Source organism: Stenotrophomonas sp. HMSC10F06, assembly GCF_001807865.1.
Lineage (GTDB): Bacteria > Pseudomonadota > Gammaproteobacteria > Xanthomonadales > Xanthomonadaceae > Stenotrophomonas > Stenotrophomonas bentonitica_A.
In genome coordinates this window covers 55,494-74,176 of record NZ_KV791266.1, presented here as the reverse complement: position 1 = coordinate 74,176, position 18,683 = coordinate 55,494, and the positions used below count along the sequence as shown (strand labels likewise).

Here is an 18,683-nt window from a genome sequence, read left to right as displayed (position 1 = left end):
GAGATTCACCACGCCAGGGAGGCCAAGGCCCCGCGTGGAGTCAGGAAACAGCCCCCGGCGTAGATCCACGCCATGCGTGGATGCCGTCAACCAACCCGAGGGAGGGCGCCGACACCAGGGCCGGCCGCCCTTTACGCCGCCATCGCCACCTTGCGCAGGCGGTCCAGCAGGAAGTCCGCCAGCTCATGCGGGGAGTACTTGGCCACGAACGCGTTCGCACCGACCCGCTCGACCATCGCGTTGTTGAACACGCCCGACAAGGACGTGTGCAGCAGCACGTACAGGCCGGCCAGGCCCGGGTGACGCCGGATTTCCGTCGTCAGGGTGTAGCCGTCCATCGCCGGCATCTCGATATCGGAGATCACCATGGCGTAGCGCTCGGCCGGGTTCTCGCCCGAAGCATGGATCTGCAGGAGGTGATCCAGGGCCTGCTTGCCGTCCGAGAGCAGGGTCGCCCCGACCCCCAGCTGGTCCAGCACGCTGCGGATCTGCTGGCGGGCCACGCGCGAGTCGTCCACCACCAGCACCTGCATCGGCGGGGCATCGGGCGGCAGGGCCATGGAGGGATCCAGCACCGCCTCACCGCGGATCTCGGCGATGTCGGCCAGCACGCTTTCCACGTCGATCACCTGGATCAGCTCGCCCTGGAAACGGGTCACGGCAGTCAGGTAGCTCGACTCGGCGCCCAGTTCCGGCGGCGGGTGGATGTCTTCCACGGCGATGTTGACGATGCGTTCCACACCGCTGACCAGGAAGCCCTGGATGGAGCGGTTGAACTCGGTCACCACCAGGTAGCCGGGCGCCTTGTCGGCATCGGGCTCACGCTCGGGGTGGCCGATCGCCAGGCCCAGGTCCAGCACCGGCACCGAGCGGCCACGCACATCGGCCACACCGGCGAACTGGCTGGGCAGCCCGGGCACCTGGAACAGATCCGGGCGCCGCAGGACTTCCTGCACCTTGAACACGTTCACGCCAAAAAGCTGACGTCCCCCCAGCCGGAACAGCAGCAGGGCCAGACGATTGTGGCCGGCCAGGCGCGTACGCTGGTCGATGCGGTTGAGCAGGTCATGGGACATGGGCTTGGTATCGGCGGCGGTGGCGATGACTTGAGCGCGGCGTGCGCCAGGCTTCGGCACGGCCCTTGCATCGTGCTGCCCATGTTCCTTGCCCGTGGAGTGCCCATGCGTTCTCTTGTCCTTGCCGCGCTGGTGCTGGTGGCGCCCGCCTGGGCCGCCGGCGGCTGGCAACCCGTGGACAGCATCCGCCAGGCGGCGCTGGGCACCCTCCCGGCCGGCAGCGAAGGTGACACCACGCTGGATTCGGCACTGCGCCTGCCGGCGTGCGGCCAGCCGCTGGCGGCCCAGCCAACCGGCAGCAGCACCGTGGAGGTCAGCTGCCCCGATGCGGGCGGCTGGCGCCTGTTCGTACCCGTAAAAGTGCGTCGCAACCAGACGGTGCTCATCCTCAACCGTGGCGTGGCCGCTGGAGAAACCCTCTCGGCGGCCGATATCACCACTGGCCAGCGTGATGCGGCACGGATCGCCGGTGCTGCGCTGGCCGATCCGGCCGCTGCGGTCGGCCGCGTGGCACGCAGGACCCTCAGTGCGGGCAGCCTGCTCTCGGCCAATGACCTGGTCGCGCAGCGGCTGGTGCGGCGGGGCGACAGTGTCGCGCTGGTGTCGCGTCGGGGCGGGGTGGAGGTCCGGGTAACCGGACGCGCCATGGCCGATGCCGGCGAGAACGAGCGGGTCTCGGTCGAGAACCTGTCATCGCGCAAGATCGTGCAGGGCACTGTCGCGGCCAGCGGTGACGTTTTAGTGACGCGCTGAACACCATTGTGAATACGCGCCACTTTCCCCGCGAAACCTGCAATATTCCCCTAAAGATGGCGTCCGCCCGGCCGTTATCCCTTGTGAACCGCATTCCCAGGACAACTCCATGAGCCAGAAAATCGACGGCAACCTCCCGGCCACCGCCCATCTGCGCAGCGTCGCTCCGGGCAACAAGCCGAGCGTCAGCACCGATGCCCCGGCCCGCCCGGTGGAAGCCGCTGACAGCCTGCGCCTGACCGGCGAAGCGACCAGCCTGCAGACCCTGCAGCGTGAACTGTCCTCGGCGCCGGCGATCGATGCCGGGCGGGTGCAGGCGGTGCGCGAAGCCCTGCAGAACGGCAGCTACAAGATCAATCCTGACGCGATCGCTTCGCGCATGCTTGAGCTGGACCAGCAGCTGCAGGGATGAAGCTGGCGATGAGCGAGCCGCTGCAGCGCCTCAGCGATGCCCTGGACGTCGAACGCCAGGCCTTGGTCGAGCATGACGTGCACGCGCTGATCCGTGCGACCGGCGCCAAACTGGAAGCGCTTCGGGCGCTGGAGGCCGCGCTGCCGGTCGGCCAGGCCGAACGCGTTCAGGAACTGGCCGAGCGCAACCACGCCAACGGTGTGCTGCTGTCGCGCCGCCGCCGCGAAGTGAACTGGGCCCTGCGCCAGCTCGGCCGCAGTGAAGAATCCTCGGCGTATGACGCCAAGGGCCAGTCGCACATCCTGCACACCCGGCGGCCCCTCGCGGTCGCCTGATTCCCCTGTCTGGCAGCCCCGGGCTGCCGATGTGAACGTCACCGCGTATATTGAGCGCCTGTTTCCAGCCGCCTCGATGTGACCGTGACCGTAACTTCCACCCTTGTCACCGCCCCGTTGCCTCCGCATCCGGTCCTGCTTGCCCTGTTCGAGCGGATCAAGGAGGGCGTGCTGCTGTTCCGCGAGGATGGCAGCGTGGCCCTGGCCAATGCCGCGGTCAGCGAGATCCTCGGCCAGGCCGAACGCGATGCCGAGCAGACGCCGGCGCAATGGCTGCGCCAGCTGCTGCCACCGGATGCCCTGGAACACGCGCGCCTCAACGGCCACTGGAACGGCAGCCTGCCGGTCGGCGAGCGCATGGTCATTGCCCATGTCTACCATCACGACGACGCTGGCCAGCGGCACTACCTGGCGCTGTTCCGGCGTATCGAGGGCCAGGAGGACTACGAACGCGAACTGCAGCAGCGCCATGCCGAACTGCGCCAGGCCTACCTGCGCCTGAACGGCACCCAGGAAAAGCTGCTGCAGTCGGAAAAGATGGCCTCCATCGGCCAGCTCGCTGCCGGCGTGGCGCACGAGATCAACAACCCGATCGGTTACGTGCATTCCAACCTGGGCAGCCTGCAGGAATACCTGCGCAGCCTGTTCACCGTGATCGAAGCCTACGAGCGCGCGTTGCGTGCGCCGGACCCGAAAGCGCTGATTCCGGAAATCGACGACATCCGTCAACGCTTCGACATCGACTTCATCAGCCGCGATCTGCCGCAGTTGATGGCCGAATCACGCGAAGGCATCGAACGGGTGACCCGGATCGTGCGTGACCTGAAGGACTTCTCGTATTCCGGCCGCGATGAATCGTGGAAGCTGGTGGACCTGCATGCGGGCCTGGAATCCACGATCAACATCATCTGGAACGAGCTCAAGTACAAGGTCGCCCTGCACCGGGAGTTCGGCCAGTTGCCGCTGGTGGAGTGCCTGCCTTCGGAATTGAACCAGGTCTACATGAACCTGCTGCTCAACGCCGGCCACGCCATCGCCGACCGCGGCACGATCCACGTGCGCACCGGTGTGGACGGCGACACGGTGTGGGTGGAATTCGAAGATACCGGCGGCGGCATCTCACCGGACCTGCGCCAGCGCATCTTCGATCCGTTCTTCACCACCAAGCCGGTTGGCAGCGGTACGGGGCTGGGCCTGTCGATCTCCTACAGCATCATCAACAAGCACCACGGCCGCATCGATCTGGAGAGCACCCCGGGCGTGGGCTCGAAGTTCCGCGTGGTGCTGCCGATCAAGCAGCCGCGCTGAGCCGGCAATGGTCGTGCCGGTCGCTGGCCGGCATTGCGGGGAGGGGCTTTCAGGCATCGCGTTCGGTTGAGCGAGAGCAGCCGACCAACGGTCGGCTCTACCTGGATATCTGGCGCGTGCAACGTAGAGCCGACCGTTGGTCGGCTGCCGCGTCAATCCGCCTCAATCCGACTCAGTCCGCGTCAACCGCCGGCAGCGCTGCCACCGGTGCGGTGTTCGCCCGGCGCTGTTCCTCGTGCGTGCGGAATGCCTGGTGGATGTGCTTGCGCAGCTCATCATCGTTCCATGGCTTGGTCAGGAACCGGTAGATCGCGCCGCGGTTGATCGCGTCGGTCACCGTGTTGAGGTCCGTGTAGCCGGACAACACCAGCCGGATCGTGTCCGGGTAGAGCATCTTCACCCGGCCCAGGAACTCGGTGCCGCTCATGTCGCTCATGCGCTGGTCGGAGAGGATCACCTGCACATCGTTGATGGCCAGCAGATCGAACGCATCGCGCACGTTGCCGGCGGCCAGGATGCGGTAGCCGTCGCGGCGGAACAGGCGCACCAGCGAGCGCAGCACGTTCTCTTCGTCGTCGAGCAGCAGCAGCGTGCGGTCCGGGCGTGTCTCGGCGAAGGCCTCCGGGCGCAGGTAACGGCGGCGCAGGGTCATCCCGGCCGCGTCGGCGGACATCGGCTCGCCGAACAGATACCCCTGGAATACATCGCAGTCGTTGCGGCGCAGGAAGCCCAGCTGTGCCTGCGACTCGACGCCGTTGGCGATCACCGTCATGCCCAGCTGGTGGCCCATGGCGATGATCGCGCGCGCGATGGCAGCCTCGCGATTGCCGGCCGGCGCACTCTTGATGAAGCTGCGGTCGATCTTGAGCTTGTCCACCGGATAGCGGACCAGCGCGCTGAGGCTGGAATCGCCGGTGCCGAAGTTGTCCAGGCTCAGGCTGATGCCTTCGTTGCGCAGGTTGACCAGGGTCTCGTGGACGAAGTTGACGTTGTTGGTCAGCGCGCTTTCGTTGATCTCCAGCGTCAGCATCTGCGCCGGAACGCCGGCCGCCTGCATCAGTGACATCACCTCGGCGAAGAAGTTCGGGCGCAGCAGCTGCAGGGTGGAGACGTTCACCGCGATGGTGAAGTCATCAAACCCCTGGTCGCGCCACAGCCTGGCCTGTTTGAGTGCGCCTTCCAGCACCCAGGTGCCGATCTGCACGATGATGCCCAGCCGCTCGGCGGTACGCATGAAGCGCTCGGGCACCAGCATCCCCAGGGTGGGCGACTGCCAGCGCAGCAGTGCCTCCATCCCCACCACGTGGCCGTCGCGGGCGCTGACCAGCGGCTGGTAACGCAGCTTGAGCTCGCCGTTGGGGATCGCATCGACAATCTGGCGCGCGATGATGCTCTCGCTGTGCGCGCTGGAGGGGGTATCCACGGCGTGGATGCGCACGGCGTTGCCGCCTTCGCGGGCGGCCTGGTACAGCGCATCTTCGGCGTGGTCGAGCAGGCGCGAGACACCGGTGGCGTGTTCCGGGCACAGGCTCACGCCCAGCTTGCCGGTCATGAACAGGGTGTAGGGCAGCACCGACAGCGGCAGCTCGAGTTGCTGGCGGATTTCCTCGGCCAGGTCTTCGGGCAGTGGCATGTCGGCGGTGCGCGGCACGGCCAGCAGGAATTCATCGCTGCCGTGGCGCCACAGCTTGCCGCGGCCACGCAGGTGGTGCTGCAGGCGCTGGGCGACCAGCACCAGGGCCTGGTCGCCGACTTCGGCGCTCATGTTCTCGTTGACCGAGGCGAAGTGGTCGATGTCCACGTGCATCAGCATCAGCGGCGTGCCGCCGGACGCGGCCTCGGTCACCATCGCCTGCAGTTCGGGATTGCCCGCGCCCAGGCGGGCCGGGGCGTCCTCGATGCTGACCAGGGGCAGGGAAGGGTTCCACATGAGCTCAGTGTTCCAGTGCGTCGTGAGCCGTCGCGCCGGTGGCGCGGTACGGCAGGTAAAGGTCGATCAGGGTACCGGCGCCATGCGCCGATTCAATGCGTAATGTGCCACCCACGCTCTGCGCGCGCTCGCGCATCACGATCAGGCCCAGCCCGCGCGGGCCATCCGGGTCGAAGCCCTCGCCGTCGTCGCGGACCTGCAGGTGCAGGCCGTGGTCGTCCACATCGCGCAGATGCAGGTTCACCTGGCTCGCACGCGCATGGCGCAGCACGTTGGTCAGGCTTTCCTGGGCGATGCGGAAGCAGGCCTGTTCGATATCCCCGGCCGGGCGCCGGGGCAGGGACTGGATATCGGGCAGCAGCTCGATCGCCGCCGAGCGGAACAGCACGCCGGCCTGCCAGCGCAGCGCCGCTTCCAGCCCGAGCGCATCCAGCTGCGGCGGGCGCAGCAGCGTCGAGATGTCGCGCAGTTTGCCCACGGTCGCATCGGCCAGCTGGATGATCTGGGCCAGGTCCTCGTCGCGGCGGGCGGCGTCCTGTTCATCCTGGGCCGCATACGCGGACAGTTTCATCGCGGTGATCGCCTGGCCGATATCGTCGTGCAGATCGCGCGAGATGGCGCGGCGCTCGTCTTCCTGCAGCGAGAACAGCCGGCCGGCCATGGCCTGCAGCTCGCGGTTGCTGGTTTCCAGCGCCTCGCGGATGCGCTCGGGCTCACTGAGGTCGCGCACGATCAGCAATTTGCAGTTGCGGCCGCCATACCGCACATCGCCGACCGCCAGGCCGGCCTGGAACGCCTGGCCGTTGAAGCGGCGCATGCCGATCACCTCGCCGGCCCCGCCGTGGTGCAGCGGCAGCTGGGCGAACAGCTGGGCGCGTACGCGGGGCAGATCGTCGGCGGTCACCAGCGCGGCCAGCGGCTCGCCGAGCAGGGTGTTGTGGCCGTACCCGAACTGGGTGGCGGCGCAGGCGTTGGCGTACAGCACGTGTTCTTCGGACAGGATCACCACGCCATCGGGCAGCACCCGCACCAGCTCGCGGAACTGCTCTTCGCGCTCACGCAACAGGCGCCGCGACTGCTCGCGCTCGGTGACGTCCTGCAGGGTGCCCAGCACCCGCGGCCGCCCGACATCGTCCTGGCCGCTCTCGGCGCGCAGGTGCACCATCAAGGCGCGCCCGTCCATCGCCAGCAGCGGCAGCAGCACATCGATCTGCACCGGTTCGCCCGAGCTCATTTCCTGCAACAGCTGTTCGCTGAGCGCGGCGGTGGCCGGATCGGCGGGCACCAGCAGTTCCTCGAAACGGTGCCAGCGCCGGGCTTCCGGCGCGCGCCGCCCCAGCAGGCGGTAGACCTGGTTGGCGTAGCGGCCCAGTCCGGTGGCCGGGTCGATCTCCCACGCGCCGATGCGCGCCATCTCGTGCGCTTCCTCCACGCGGGCCAACGCCTGGTCGCGGCGCAGCAGGGCCTGGTCTTCGCGGGTACGGTCGATCGCGATCAGCAGTCGCGCACGGCGGCCGCCGTAATCGATGAAATTGCTGCGCATCTCCATGCGCCGGGTGCTGCCATCACTCAGGCGCAGATCGGCGGTGATCACGCACAGCTGCTCGGGGTTGGCGCGGATGTGGTCCAGCTTGGCTTCGAGCAGGGCCTCGTGACCGGGCGGCCACAGCGCCGTGATCGGCATCGCGGTGAAGGTTTCCCGGCTGTAGCCGAAGAAGCCCGCCGCCGCCGGATTGACGTCCAGGATCGCCAGCGATTCCAGGTCATACACCAGGATGGGGCCGGGATTGCCTTCGAACATCTGCCGATGACGGGTTTCCGAACTCTCCAGCCGCGCATGGGTGTGCAGCACGTGCTGGGCCAGCGGCCGCAGCAGCAGATAGATCAGGGCCGCACTGGCGACCACGAAGAACGTGCCCTTGATGGTCTGCCACTGCGCCGCGGTCTGCAGGTCGCCGGCCACCACCTTGACCGCCGCATCGCTGCACAGGATCCACACCAGGGCCAGCACCAGGTAGGCCACGACCACGCGCCAGCGGTCGCGGCGCAGATCGCGGGCCAGGGGCGTGTCGTCAGCGGGTGCGGAAGGGCCTGGCAGGTGGGTCGGCATGGGGCAGGGCGGGGCCAGTCGGACAAGGCGAGCGTCATCTTACCTGCCCGGGGTGAGGATGCAGGTCGCCAGGGAACTCAATAATCCGCAATCTCCGCCGTTAACGATTGCGTTCCCCGGTTGTCGGGTGCGTTTTCGGAGTTACAGGGCGTGGACCAAGGCATTATCGCGAGTCTGCTGCAGCACCCACTGGCCTCGGCGCTGGTGATCCTCGACCGTGCCGGTCGTCCGATCGCCGCCAACCCGGCCGCGCGCGAGCACGGCCTGCCGGCAACCGTCGCCGCGTACGGCGAGGTACTAGAAGATCTGCGCCTGCTCGCCGCGGACGGCGGGCTGGTGCCCTGCCAGCTGCCCGGTGGGCCCGGTGGCCGCTTCGATGGCTGGATGCGCGCCGTGCACGATCCGGATGGGCATCTGCTGGCCTTCACCCTGAGCGTGCCCGAGCCGGTCGCCGCCTATGCCGGCAGCCGTTGGGAAGTCGCCCTGGATCATGCCGGGCACGGGCTGTGGGACTGGGACCTGCCCAGCGACAGCGTGCGCCGCTCGCGGCGTTGGGATGGTCAGCCCATCGAGGACTCCCACAGCCATGCAGAGGGCGTGAGCGCGCTGCTGGAGAACGTCCACCCGGACGACCAGCCGGCGGTGCGGCTGGCGATGGATGCGCACCTGCGCGGCGAGCGCGAGGCCTATACGGCCCAGTTCCGCGCCCGGCACCCCGATGGCGAGTGGCGCTGGGTGCTGGATCGGGGCCGGGTGGTCACCCGCACGGCCGATGGCCAGCCGCTGCGCATGGTCGGCACCCATACCGACATCCAGGCCCAGAAGCAGATGGAAGTCCAGCTGCGCGAGCAGCAGGTGCAGCTGCGCGAAGCCCAGCGCATCGCCAGCATGGGCAGCTGGTCCTGGGATCCGGAGGCGCGCCGGTTCTGGTGGTCGCCCGAGTTCCGCGTACTGCTGGGCACCGGCGAAACACCGCCGCACGGTCGCCGCCATTGGCTGCGTCAGCTCGAACCGCAGTCGCGCGGCCGGTTGCGCAATGCCTGGCGCCGGATGTGGCGCGATGGTGCGGCCACCACGCTGGAGCTGGAGCTGATCCGCGACAACGGCGCGCTGCACCTGCGCGTGTGGATGCAGCCGCTGATCGGGCCGGACGGTCGCATCCAGCGCCTGCTGGGCCAAGTCCAGAACATTACCGAACAACACCAGACCGATGCGCTGATCCGCTGGCGTACCGAGCTGCTCAACCGCGTCTCGGCCCTGGGTCGTATCGGCGGCTGCGAGATCGAGGTGGGCACCCGCCACATGCAGTGGACCGAGGAGTGCTACCGCATCCACGGGCTGCGCAAGGAGCCGATCAGCCTTGACCAGGCCCTGAGCCTGTACACCCAGGATTCGCGCGATGCGTTCGAGGCGGCGCTGGTGCGGATCGCCGAGGGTGGCCTGCCCGAGCAGCTGGACCTGTGCTTCTACCGGCAGTCCGGACTGCGCATCTGGGTCCAGGTGCTGATCGAGCTGGACCGCCGCGATGGCCTGCCGACGCGGTTCGTGGTGCTGTTCCGTGACATCACCCGCGAGCGCGAAGCCAACGAGCGCATCGAACTGCTGGCCCATTACGACCTGCTCACCGGCCTGCCCAACCGGATGCTGCTGCGCGAGCAGACCGCCGATGCCATCGAGGTGGCGCGCGATCGCGGCAGCCCGCTGGCGATGCTGTTCATCGACCTGGACGGCTTCAAGACCATCAACGACACCTTCGGCCACGCCACCGGCGATGCGCTGCTCAAGGCGGCCGCCTCGCGCCTGCACCAGAGCCTGCGCAACAACGACCTGTTCGGCCGCTTCAGCGGCGACGAGTTCATCGTCGTGCTGCGCGACCTGGCCGCGCCGGAAGATGCCGGCCATGTCGCGCGCAAACTGATCGCCTCGCTGGCCGAGCCGCTGCACCGCGGCGAGAGCACGCTGAAAGTCGGCGCCAGCGTCGGTATCGCGATGCTCGATGAGAGTCGCCAGGATTTCGAATCGCTGCTGCGCGCCGCCGATGCCGCCATGTACGCGGCCAAGGAAGCCGGGCGCAACACCTACCAGTATTACAGCCAGGACGCCCTGGCCAAGATCCAGCGCAAGCTGGAGATCGAGCACGCACTGCTCGGCGCGATCGAGCGCGAAGAATTCACCCTGGCCTACCAGCCGCTGCTGCATGCCGAGAACGACCAGCCCCCGGCGATCGAGGCGCTGCTGCGCTGGCATCGGCCCGGCATCGGCTACTGCAGCCCGGCCGAGTTCATACCGATTGCCGAGAAGTGCGGCGAGATCGTGCGGATCGGTGACTGGGTGCTGGCCGAGGCCTGCCGCCAGGCCGCTGCGTGGGACGCCGCCGGCCTGCAATTCGACCGCGTGGCGGTCAACGTGTCGGCCGTACAGCTGCGCGACCGCGGGTTCGCCGAACGCGTGATCGACATCTGCCATGCCCACGGCTGGCCGCCGCAGCGCCTGGAGCTGGAGCTGACCGAGTCCGCCCTGATCCGTGACACCGACGTGCTGCGGCACTGCTTCGAGGTGCTCGAACGCCACGGCGTGCCGCTGGCGGTCGACGACTTCGGTACCGGCTTCTCGAACCTGCATTACCTCAACCGCTTCCCGGTGGGGCGCCTGAAGATCGACCGCAGTTTCGTCCAGGGCATGCTGCACGATGCCGGCACCGCTGAGGTCACCCAGGCGATCGTGCACCTGGGCCACGCGCTGGGCATGAAGGTCGTGGCCGAAGGCGTGGAGACCGAGCAGGAAGAGGCCATGCTGCGCCGCCAGGGCTGCGATGAGATCCAGGGCTACCTGTACTCGCGCCCGCTGGCGCCGCGCGATCTGGCGCAGTGGTTGAAGCTGGGCACGCAGACGCTGCCGCGCGAGAGCTATGCCGCGGTGACGCAGAGCGTTTGAGTAAGGTCCTGCAGCGCCCCTCCGTGGGCTCTGCACAGCCCTGGGTTGCCGTCCCGTCATACGGGTCGTGCGCGACCTCGGCGCTTGCGTTGCATGTGACCTGCGCACAGCCCTCCGGCCGGGGTCCCCCTCGGTCCGGCACAGGCCATCGCCCGGCGATATCAGCGGGCACACAGATGGAAATACGATGAAGCTGCCGAACCGCCCTGGGCGTCAGTCCTGCGGCGAGTGCTGCGCTCGCCTCAACGGGTAGCGCCGTGACGGCCGCTTGCGGACGTGCGATGACGGGTAGCTGCGTTGGCGTTCACGGCGGTTGATGCCGGGCAGGCAGCGTCAGCGCGCCGCCGCATCCAGGTCATCGCCGCTCAGGCCCAGGTCCCAGGCCAGGCCGGCCAGGGCGGGGTCGACGGCGGAGGGCAGGGTGACGATGCCCGGCGCGGGGCGCTTGGCCAGCTGCGCGAGTTCCTGCTGGGCCAGCTGCTCCAACCGTGCGATCAGGGCGCGGCCCTGCAGCGGGGCAACCGGCGCTGCCGCAGCGGCAGGCGCTGCAACGGCGGTGACGGTCTCACTGCGCTGCACCGCCGGCTCCAGCTCGGCGGGGACAACGGATGCAACGGACAACACGGACGCGTTCAACATCGGGTAATCATCTGCAGCCAAGGCGGGTCGTGCAAGCACAACGGCCCCGGGGAAACCGGGGCCGTTGTCTGTGCCGGGGTCGGCACGGGACATCTGGATCAGAACAGCTCGACCGCGCCTGCGGCCATGCTCTGCTGGGCGACCGCCTTGTGCGGCGGGCGCTCCCACTCGGTGCGCATGTCACGCAGGCGGCTGCCGGTGCGCTGCAGGGCGGTCACGACCTCCTCGTCGAACACGCCGCCACTGCGATGCAGCAGCTCCTGCAGGGCGACGGCCTCGCGGTTGATCGCCGTCAGGCGGTCCAGGTGGGTGTGCACGCCGCCCAGGGCCTGGGTGGCGATGTCTTCGAACTGCAGGGCGCGCACGGCTTCAGCGACGCTGCTGTCGATGGCGCGACCGCATTCGGAGATCTCGCGCATGCCGTCACCGAGCGAGGCATTGATCTGGGCCACGTTCTCCAGCATCTGCGCCGCTTCGTGGCGCGCTTCGCGGGAACGGTCCATATCGCGGGAGGCCATGTGCGAGACCGTCTCGCGCACCTTGGCGATGGCGTCCTTGGAGCTGTGCGCCAGCTTGCGGATCTGCTCGTTGAAGGTGGTCGAGCGCTCGGACAGGTTGCGGACTTCGTCGGCGACCACCGCAAAGCCACGGCCGGCTTCACCGGCACGTGCGGCTTCGATGGCCGCGTTCAGGGCCAGCAGGTTGGTCTGGTCGGCGATCGACTTGACGTCCTCCAGCAGCGCGAAGATGCCATCCAGGTGCTGGGCCATCTGGTCGATGTGCTGCACGGTGTTGCTGCTCTGGCCGCTGACCTGTTCCAGCGCCTCGACCAGCTGCTCCATCCGCTGGCTGGCGTGCTGGGCGAAACGGGCCACGTCGACGCCGGCACCGCCTTCTTCGCCGGCGCGGTCGACGATGCGGGCCAGGGCCTGGCTCTGCTGGCGCGACTTGCGGTTCATCGCATCGAAGCTGCTGCCCAGGCCACCGACCGCATGACGGATCAGGTCGCGGGCACGTTCGACTTCGCCACGCGAGCCGTCGATTTCGTTGCCGACGAACGAGCGCAGCTCGGTCAGCAGCTGGTCCTGCTCGCGCATGATGCGGGCCTGCTCAGGCGAACGCTGGGTCTGGGCGCGGGCGCTCCACCAGGCAAACCCGAGCCAGCTGAGCGTCATCGTGCTCAGGATCGCCCAGCGCAGGGCGGCGGGCCACTCGAAGCCGATGGCAAAGGGAAGCAGAAGGGTCAGGACCAGGGGGGCGGCCAGGCGGATGAAGAGGCGTGAGTACATGGACGTTCTCGGGGAGGTGCACGGATGCTGTATCGGCCGTACCCCGGTTTGCTTTAGTCCTGCACCACACATTCGATCAAAAACCGCACGTCCCGGCCCCCGGGTGGAGCCACCCGATGGGTGGCTGCCGAGCTCAGCGCAGCTGGCGCGCGACCGCTTCCAGCATCGTCTTGCGCGAGAACAGGAAGTCCCAGTACTGGCCACCGGTCTGGCGCCACAGCACCGCCGAACGGACCGCGGCCAGCAGCAGCGCGCGGATCTCGGCGACCACGCCCGCCTGGCCGAGGTAGTGCGGGTTGCCCTGGACCATCACCCGCGGCTTGAGGTTGCTGATGGTGTCCGCGTACAGGCCACCCAGTGCGGCGAGCACGTCCGGGTGGGCGCTGTCGCCCAGCTCGCCGGCCTGGGTGCGGGCGCGCTCGATCCCGGTGCTGACCTTGGCCACGATCGCGTCCTCGCGCACGAAGCGGCGCTCAAGCTGCAGCACCGACAGCGCCAGGCGCGGCAACTGCTCGTCCTGCCCCTGGCTGCTGAGGTAGTTGTGCAGCAGGCGCAGGCCGGGGGCGACATTGCTGGCGCTGCCGTAGATGTCCTGCGGGCTGGCCGCATCGATGCGGAACACGCTCTCCACCGCGGTGCGGACCACGGCGGCTTCGGAGTGGCCGGTTTCGGCGATGCGGCGCACCTGCTGCAGGGCCTGGGCGATGCCGGCCAGAGCGAGTACGCGGTCGTCGACGGAAAAACTCATGCAGCAGATACCTCGAAAGGAGAAGGGGTGGCGCGAAGGCGTTGTTCCAGCGGCGCATCGGTGGCGGCGATGACGGCGCCACCAAGGCAGACCTCATCGTCATACAACACCAGCGATTGGCCCGGGGTGACGGCACGCTGCGGGCGCGCGAAGCGCACGTCCACGGTGCCATCGTCGCGCACGGTAACGGTGCACGGCTCGTCGGGCTGGCGGTAACGGGTCTGGGCGGTGCACTCGAAGCGGCGCGCGGGCGGGGCGCCGGCGATCCAGTGGGCGGCCTCCGAATGCAGGCGGGTGGACTGCAGCCACGGGCTCTCGCGGTCCTGGTCCACGTACAGCACGTTGCTGGCCACGTCCTTGCCGACGACGTACCACGGGGCCGCCGGCCGGCCACGCACGCCACCGATGTTCAGGCCCTCGCGCTGGCCGAGCGTGAAATAGAACACGCCAGGATGTTCGGCGATCAGGGCGCCATCGGGATCGCGGATCTCGCCCGTTCTGGCCGGCAGGTAGCGGCCGAGGAACTCGCGGAAGTCGCGTTCGCCGATGAAGCAGATCCCGGTCGAATCCTTCTTGGCGTGGGTCGGCAGGCGTGCATCCCGTGCGATCCGGCGCAGGTCGTTCTTCTGCAGGTCGCCGATCGGGAACAGGGTCGCGGCCAGCTGTTCCTGGCCCAGCTGGTGCAGGAAGTAGCTCTGGTCCTTGCTGCGGTCGGCGCCGCGCAGCAGCGCCCAGCGGCCGCCCACCTGGGCGATCCGCGCGTAATGGCCGGTTGCGATGCGTTCGGCGCCAAGCTCGCGCGCGGCGTCGAGGAAATGCTTGAACTTCACTTCGCGGTTGCACAGCACGTCCGGGTTGGGCGTGCGGCCGGCGGCGTACTCGGCCAGGAAATGCTCGAACACGCCCTGCCAGTACTCGCTGGAAAAATCGCGGAAGTGGAACGGGATGCCGAGCAGGCCGCAGACCGCCACCGCATCGCGGCGGTCATCTTCGGCACGGCAGTCGCCACTGCCGTCATCGGCCCAGTTCTGCATGAACAGTCCCGCCACCGGCTCGCCCTGCTGGACCAGCCGCCAGGCCGCGACCGAGGAATCCACGCCGCCGGAGACACCGACCATGATCCGTGGGGGGCTCATGCGGCCTCCTTGACGATGGAGAGCGGGTGGCGCTGGCCGGCCAGATAGTCGGCCACCACCTGCCAGACCAGCGGGCTGCGCAGCCGGCCGGGCTCGGCCTTCAGCTCGGCCGGGGTCAGCCACACGGCCCGCAGGATCCCGGTGTCCAGCGGACGGGCGGGATCGTGCGAGACCGGCTCGGCCGCATAGGCAAAGCGCAGGAACGGCGTGCCGTCCGGGGCGGTCCACTGGTAGGTGCCGATGAAGGCGCTCAGGCGCACCGTCCAGCCGGTCTCTTCCAGCGTTTCCCGGCACGCGGCGGCGGCCAGGCTCTCGTCGGGCTCCAGGTGGCCAGCGGGCTGGTTCAGCACCTGGCGGCCGTCGATCGCCTCCTCGACCAGCAACAGACGCCCGTCACGCACCACCACGGTGGCCACGGTGACATGGGGCGTCCAGCGCGGTTCCTGCACGGCATTCACTTCAGTATTCGTCCTGCTCGGTCAGTTCGAGTTCCATGGCGTCCGCAGTGCGGATGGCCGCATCGATGGCGTCGCTGAGTTGCTCCGGGGTGGCAGTGGCATCGACCTTGACCACGAACATCGCCAGCTGGTCCTGCTTCACCCAGGCACCCATCTTGGCATCCTGCGAGTCTTCCAGCAGGCGGTTAGCGACGGCAGCGGGGAACTGCTTGCCCGGCGAATTGTAGGCCGGCGACCAGATCTCACGGATCCTGTGCTTGCCGAATTCCTCGACGGTGGAGCGCACGAAGGCCAGCTGGCTGCGGCCGTCATCCATGTCGAACACCATCTTGTAATCGCCGTCCTCGTCCACCTCGTAGGTGTACTTGAGCGTGTCCAGCGCTCGCCCGACGGCCTTGTCCGCTTCGGCCGCATGGGCGCCGGTGGCAGTGACGGCCAGCAGCAGTGCGGCAGCAATCCTTTTCATGAAATCCCTGTGAACATCTGGTTGGAGAGTGCAGATTGTGAAGGCCGCAGGGGGCAACGTCCAATCCGGCCGGGCGGGGCCCTATAATGGGGGGATGCCCCGCGAGACTTCCCACGAAACTCATCACGACCACGGCGTGCTGCTTGAGCCTGCACGTCCCGAGGTCGCGCCGCCGCCGCTGTACCAGGTGATGCTGTTGAACGACGACTACACCCCGATGGATTTCGTGGTGACGGTCCTGCAGCACTTCTTCTCGATGGACCTGGACCAGGCCACCCAGGTGATGCTCCACGTGCATACCCGCGGCCGCGGCGTGTGCGGGGTGTTCACCCGCGAGGTCGCCGAATCCAAGGTCGCCCAGGTCAATGAATTCTCGCGCATGAACCAGCACCCGCTGCTGTGCACGATGGAGAAGGCCAGCGGCTGAGCCGCCCCTGGCCCCGCCACAGGCGCGCCAGCGATCCGCACTGTTCCAGCCATGGCGACAGCCGTGCGGCCAGCCCCAGCCTAGCCGGAGCCATGCGGTTCTCCGGCATCCGCACCCACTTGAGCATCGCCGGGTTGCCGCCCGGCCGCTGCACCGGCCAGCGCTGGCCCGGGGTGGCGTCACGATGACATCACCATCACGTTGAAGCTGCCATTTCGTGGCGGCAAGTTCGTGCATGATGGAGGCCGTCCAATGGATTGGTGCGATCGGCGGAGTGCTAACGCCGTCTGAACGCACTGATCCGCTAGGGTGATGGAAATCGTGAAGGTTGGCCGCATATTGTTCCTAACTGCCGCCGGAGTTAATCATGTTCAGTAAAGACCTCGAACACACCATCGGACAGTGCTACAAGCGCGCCCGTGAGGCCCGGCATGAATTCATGACGGTGGAACACCTGCTGCTGGCACTGCTCGACAACCCGTCCGCCCAAGCCGTTCTCAAGGCCTGCGGTGCGGACGCCGAGCGCCTGCGCCAGGAACTGGAGCAGGCCATCGAGGCATCCGTCTCGCGCCTGGCCGAAGATGATGGGCGCGATACCCAGCCGACCCTGGGCTTCCAGCGCGTGCTGCAGCGCGCGGTCTACCACGTGCAGTCCTCGGGCAAGAAGGAAGTCACCGGCGCCAACGTGCTGGTCGCGATCTTCGGCGAGAAGGACTCGCATGCCGTGTACTACCTCAACCAGCAGGACGTGACCCGGCTGGACATCGTCAATTATCTCTCCCATGGCATTGCCAAGCTGGGCGAGGAGGGCGAAGTGCCGCCCGCCGCCGATGGCGAGGGCCGCGCCGAGGGTGCCGAAGGCGAGGGCAAGGGCGATGCCCTGGCCGAGTTCGCCAGCAACCTCAACGACCAGGCCCGCAACGGCAAGATCGACCCGCTGGTCGGCCGTGCCGATGAGATCGAGCGCACCATCCAGGTCCTGTGCCGCCGCCGCAAGAACAACCCGCTCTACGTGGGCGAGGCCGGCGTGGGCAAGACCGCCATTGCCGAAGGCCTGGCCAAGCGCATCGTGGAAGGGTCGGTGCCGGATGTGCTCGCCGATGCGGTGATCTACTCGCTGGACCTGGGCGCGCTGGTGGCCGGGACCAAGTACCGCGGTGATTTCGAAAAGCGCCTGAAGGGCGTGCTGACCGCGATGAAGAAGCTGCCCAACGCGGTGCTGTTCATCGATGAGATCCACACCATCATCGGTGCCGGGTCCGCCTCGGGCGGCACCATGGATGCCTCCAACCTGATCAAGCCGGCCCTGGCCTCGGGCGAGCTGCGCTGCATCGGCTCGACCACCTTCCAGGAATACCGCGGCATCTTCGAGAAGGACCGGGCGCTGGCCCGCCGCTTCCAGAAGATCGACATCGTCGAGCCGACGGTGGGCGAGACCTACGAGATCCTGCAGGGCCTCAAGCCCAAGTACGAAGCGCACCACGGCGTGACCTATGCCGATGACGCGCTGCAGGCCGCCGTGGACCTGTCGGTCAAGCACATCAACGACCGCCTGCTGCCGGACAAGGCGATCGACGTGATCGACGAGGCCGGTGCCCGCCAGCGGCTGCTGCCGGACGGCGAGCGCAAGGAGCTGATCGACATCGAGGAGATCGAGACCATCGTCGCCAAGATGGCGCGGATCCCGGCCAAGCAGGTCAGCGCCACCGACAAGGACGTGCTCCAGCATCTGGAGCGCAACCTGAAGATGGTGATCTTCGGCCAGGACCCGGCCATCGAGACGCTGTCCTCGGCGATCAAGCTGGCACGCTCGGGCCTGGCCAATCCGGAAAAGCCGATCGGCAACTTCCTGTTCTCCGGCCCGACCGGCGTAGGCAAGACCGAAGTGACCAAGCAGCTCGCGCTGCAGCTGGGCATCGAGCTGGTCCGCTTCGACATGAGCGAGTACATGGAGTCGCATTCGATCAGCCGCCTGATCGGTGCCCCTCCGGGCTATGTCGGCTTCGACCAGGGAGGCCTGCTGACCGAGAAGATCGTCAAGACCCCGCACTGCGTGCTGCTGCTGGACGAGGTGGAAAAAGCCCACCCGGACATCTTCAACATCCTGCTGCAGGTCATGGACCGCGGTGTGCTGACCGACACCAATGGCCGTGAGGCGAACTTCAAGAACGTGGTGCTGGTGATGACCACCAATGCCGGCGCGGCCCAGGCCTCGCGGCGTTCGATCGGCTTCACCCGCCAGGACCATGCCACCGACGCGATGGAGGTCATCCGCAAGAGCTTCACGCCGGAGTTCCGCAACCGTCTGGATGCGATCGTGCAGTTCCAGGCGCTGGGCTTCGAGCACATCCTGCGCGTGGTGGACAAGTTCCTGATCGAGCTGGAAATGCTGCTGCAGGAAAAGCACGTCAGCCTGTCGGCCACCCCGACCGCGCGCGACTGGCTGGCCCACCATGGCTTCGATCCGCTGATGGGTGCCCGCCCGATGGCGCGCGTGATCCAGGACAAGATCAAGCGTCCGCTGGCCGACGAGCTGCTGTTCGGCAAGCTGGTCAACGGTGGCAAGGTCAGCATCGACGTCCGCGACGACCAGCTGTTTGTCGAGACCGAGGCCGAGCCGGAGCGTCTGTTGCCGGCCACGGTGTAATCGGGTCGCAGGTGT

Annotated in this window: 16 protein-coding genes; 7 read left to right on the top strand and 9 right to left on the bottom strand. The window is 67.8% G+C overall.

Features of this window, described 5'->3' with window-relative positions; translation table 11 throughout:
* Window positions 1-131 precede the first annotated feature (131 nt).
* The gene (locus tag HMPREF3113_RS07100) at window positions 132-1,076 is read right to left on the bottom strand and encodes a chemotaxis protein (protein WP_070471614.1); all 945 of its coding nucleotides are present in this window, start codon (window positions 1,074-1,076) and stop codon (window positions 132-134) included.
* Window positions 1,077-1,181: 105 nt separating this feature from the next.
* Between HMPREF3113_RS07100 and flgA the strand changes: the two genes are divergently transcribed.
* From flgA to HMPREF3113_RS07080, 4 genes are all read left to right on the top strand, one after another.
* Window positions 1,182-1,829 carry a flagellar basal body P-ring formation chaperone FlgA gene (gene flgA / locus HMPREF3113_RS07095; RefSeq protein WP_070471590.1) on the top strand — a complete coding sequence of 216 codons (648 nt, stop codon included), beginning with the start codon at window positions 1,182-1,184 and terminating at the stop codon, window positions 1,827-1,829.
* A gap of 109 nt (window positions 1,830-1,938) precedes the next feature.
* Window positions 1,939-2,241 carry a flagellar biosynthesis anti-sigma factor FlgM gene (flgM, locus tag HMPREF3113_RS07090; protein WP_019184772.1) on the top strand — a complete coding sequence of 101 codons (303 nt, stop codon included), beginning with the start codon at window positions 1,939-1,941 and terminating at the stop codon, window positions 2,239-2,241.
* Window positions 2,242-2,243: 2 nt separating this feature from the next.
* On the top strand, window positions 2,244-2,576 hold the full coding sequence (locus HMPREF3113_RS07085; protein WP_026070037.1) for a hypothetical protein: 333 nt from the start codon (window positions 2,244-2,246) through the stop codon (window positions 2,574-2,576).
* An 84-nt stretch (window positions 2,577-2,660) separates the two neighbouring features.
* Complete coding sequence (locus HMPREF3113_RS07080) at window positions 2,661-3,884, top strand: ATP-binding protein (protein WP_026070036.1); 1,224 nt, start codon at window positions 2,661-2,663, stop codon at window positions 3,882-3,884.
* A 172-nt stretch (window positions 3,885-4,056) separates the two neighbouring features.
* On the opposite strand, the gene HMPREF3113_RS07075 is transcribed toward HMPREF3113_RS07080, so the two are convergent.
* Complete coding sequence (locus HMPREF3113_RS07075) at window positions 4,057-5,814, bottom strand: EAL domain-containing protein (RefSeq protein ID WP_070471589.1); 1,758 nt, start codon at window positions 5,812-5,814, stop codon at window positions 4,057-4,059.
* Window positions 5,815-5,818: 4 nt separating this feature from the next.
* Window positions 5,819-7,924: a sensor histidine kinase gene (locus HMPREF3113_RS07070; protein WP_070471588.1), complete on the bottom strand. Its 2,106-nt coding sequence runs from the start codon at window positions 7,922-7,924 to the stop codon at window positions 5,819-5,821.
* A gap of 150 nt (window positions 7,925-8,074) precedes the next feature.
* On the opposite strand from HMPREF3113_RS07070, the gene HMPREF3113_RS07065 reads away from it, so the two are divergent.
* On the top strand, window positions 8,075-10,858 hold the full coding sequence (locus tag HMPREF3113_RS07065) for a bifunctional diguanylate cyclase/phosphodiesterase (protein ID WP_070471587.1): 2,784 nt from the start codon (window positions 8,075-8,077) through the stop codon (window positions 10,856-10,858).
* Window positions 10,859-11,191: 333 nt separating this feature from the next.
* On the opposite strand, the gene HMPREF3113_RS07060 is transcribed toward HMPREF3113_RS07065, so the two are convergent.
* The 6 genes from HMPREF3113_RS07060 to HMPREF3113_RS07035 all read right to left on the bottom strand — a co-directional run bounded on the left by HMPREF3113_RS07060 (window position 11,192) and on the right by HMPREF3113_RS07035 (window position 15,594).
* A complete protein-coding gene (locus HMPREF3113_RS07060; RefSeq protein WP_070427348.1) occupies window positions 11,192-11,497 on the bottom strand; it encodes a hypothetical protein in 306 nt (101 codons plus the stop codon).
* 98 nt (window positions 11,498-11,595) lie between these two features.
* The gene (locus tag HMPREF3113_RS07055) at window positions 11,596-12,786 is read right to left on the bottom strand and encodes a methyl-accepting chemotaxis protein (RefSeq protein ID WP_019184765.1); all 1,191 of its coding nucleotides are present in this window, start codon (window positions 12,784-12,786) and stop codon (window positions 11,596-11,598) included.
* Between the two features lie 133 nt (window positions 12,787-12,919).
* Complete coding sequence (hflD, locus tag HMPREF3113_RS07050) at window positions 12,920-13,534, bottom strand: high frequency lysogenization protein HflD (protein WP_070471586.1); 615 nt, start codon at window positions 13,532-13,534, stop codon at window positions 12,920-12,922.
* Window positions 13,531-14,670 carry a tRNA 2-thiouridine(34) synthase MnmA gene (gene mnmA / locus HMPREF3113_RS07045; RefSeq protein WP_070471585.1) on the bottom strand — a complete coding sequence of 380 codons (1,140 nt, stop codon included), beginning with the start codon at window positions 14,668-14,670 and terminating at the stop codon, window positions 13,531-13,533. The genes hflD and mnmA overlap by 4 nt, the downstream gene beginning before the upstream one ends.
* Entirely contained in the window at window positions 14,667-15,128 is a 462-nt protein-coding gene (locus HMPREF3113_RS07040) for an NUDIX hydrolase (protein ID WP_070427351.1), read from the bottom strand. The genes mnmA and HMPREF3113_RS07040 overlap by 4 nt, the downstream gene beginning before the upstream one ends.
* A 1-nt stretch (window position 15,129) precedes the next feature.
* Window positions 15,130-15,594: a YbjN domain-containing protein gene (locus HMPREF3113_RS07035; RefSeq protein WP_070471584.1), complete on the bottom strand. Its 465-nt coding sequence runs from the start codon at window positions 15,592-15,594 to the stop codon at window positions 15,130-15,132.
* Between the two features lie 94 nt (window positions 15,595-15,688).
* On the opposite strand from HMPREF3113_RS07035, the gene clpS reads away from it, so the two are divergent.
* Window positions 15,689-16,021: an ATP-dependent Clp protease adapter ClpS gene (gene clpS, locus HMPREF3113_RS07030; RefSeq protein ID WP_019184760.1), complete on the top strand. Its 333-nt coding sequence runs from the start codon at window positions 15,689-15,691 to the stop codon at window positions 16,019-16,021.
* 367 nt (window positions 16,022-16,388) lie between these two features.
* Window positions 16,389-18,668, top strand: coding sequence for an ATP-dependent Clp protease ATP-binding subunit ClpA (clpA, locus tag HMPREF3113_RS07025; RefSeq protein WP_070471583.1), 2,280 nt, complete (start codon window positions 16,389-16,391; stop codon window positions 18,666-18,668).
* Window positions 18,669-18,683: the final 15 nt, after the last annotated feature.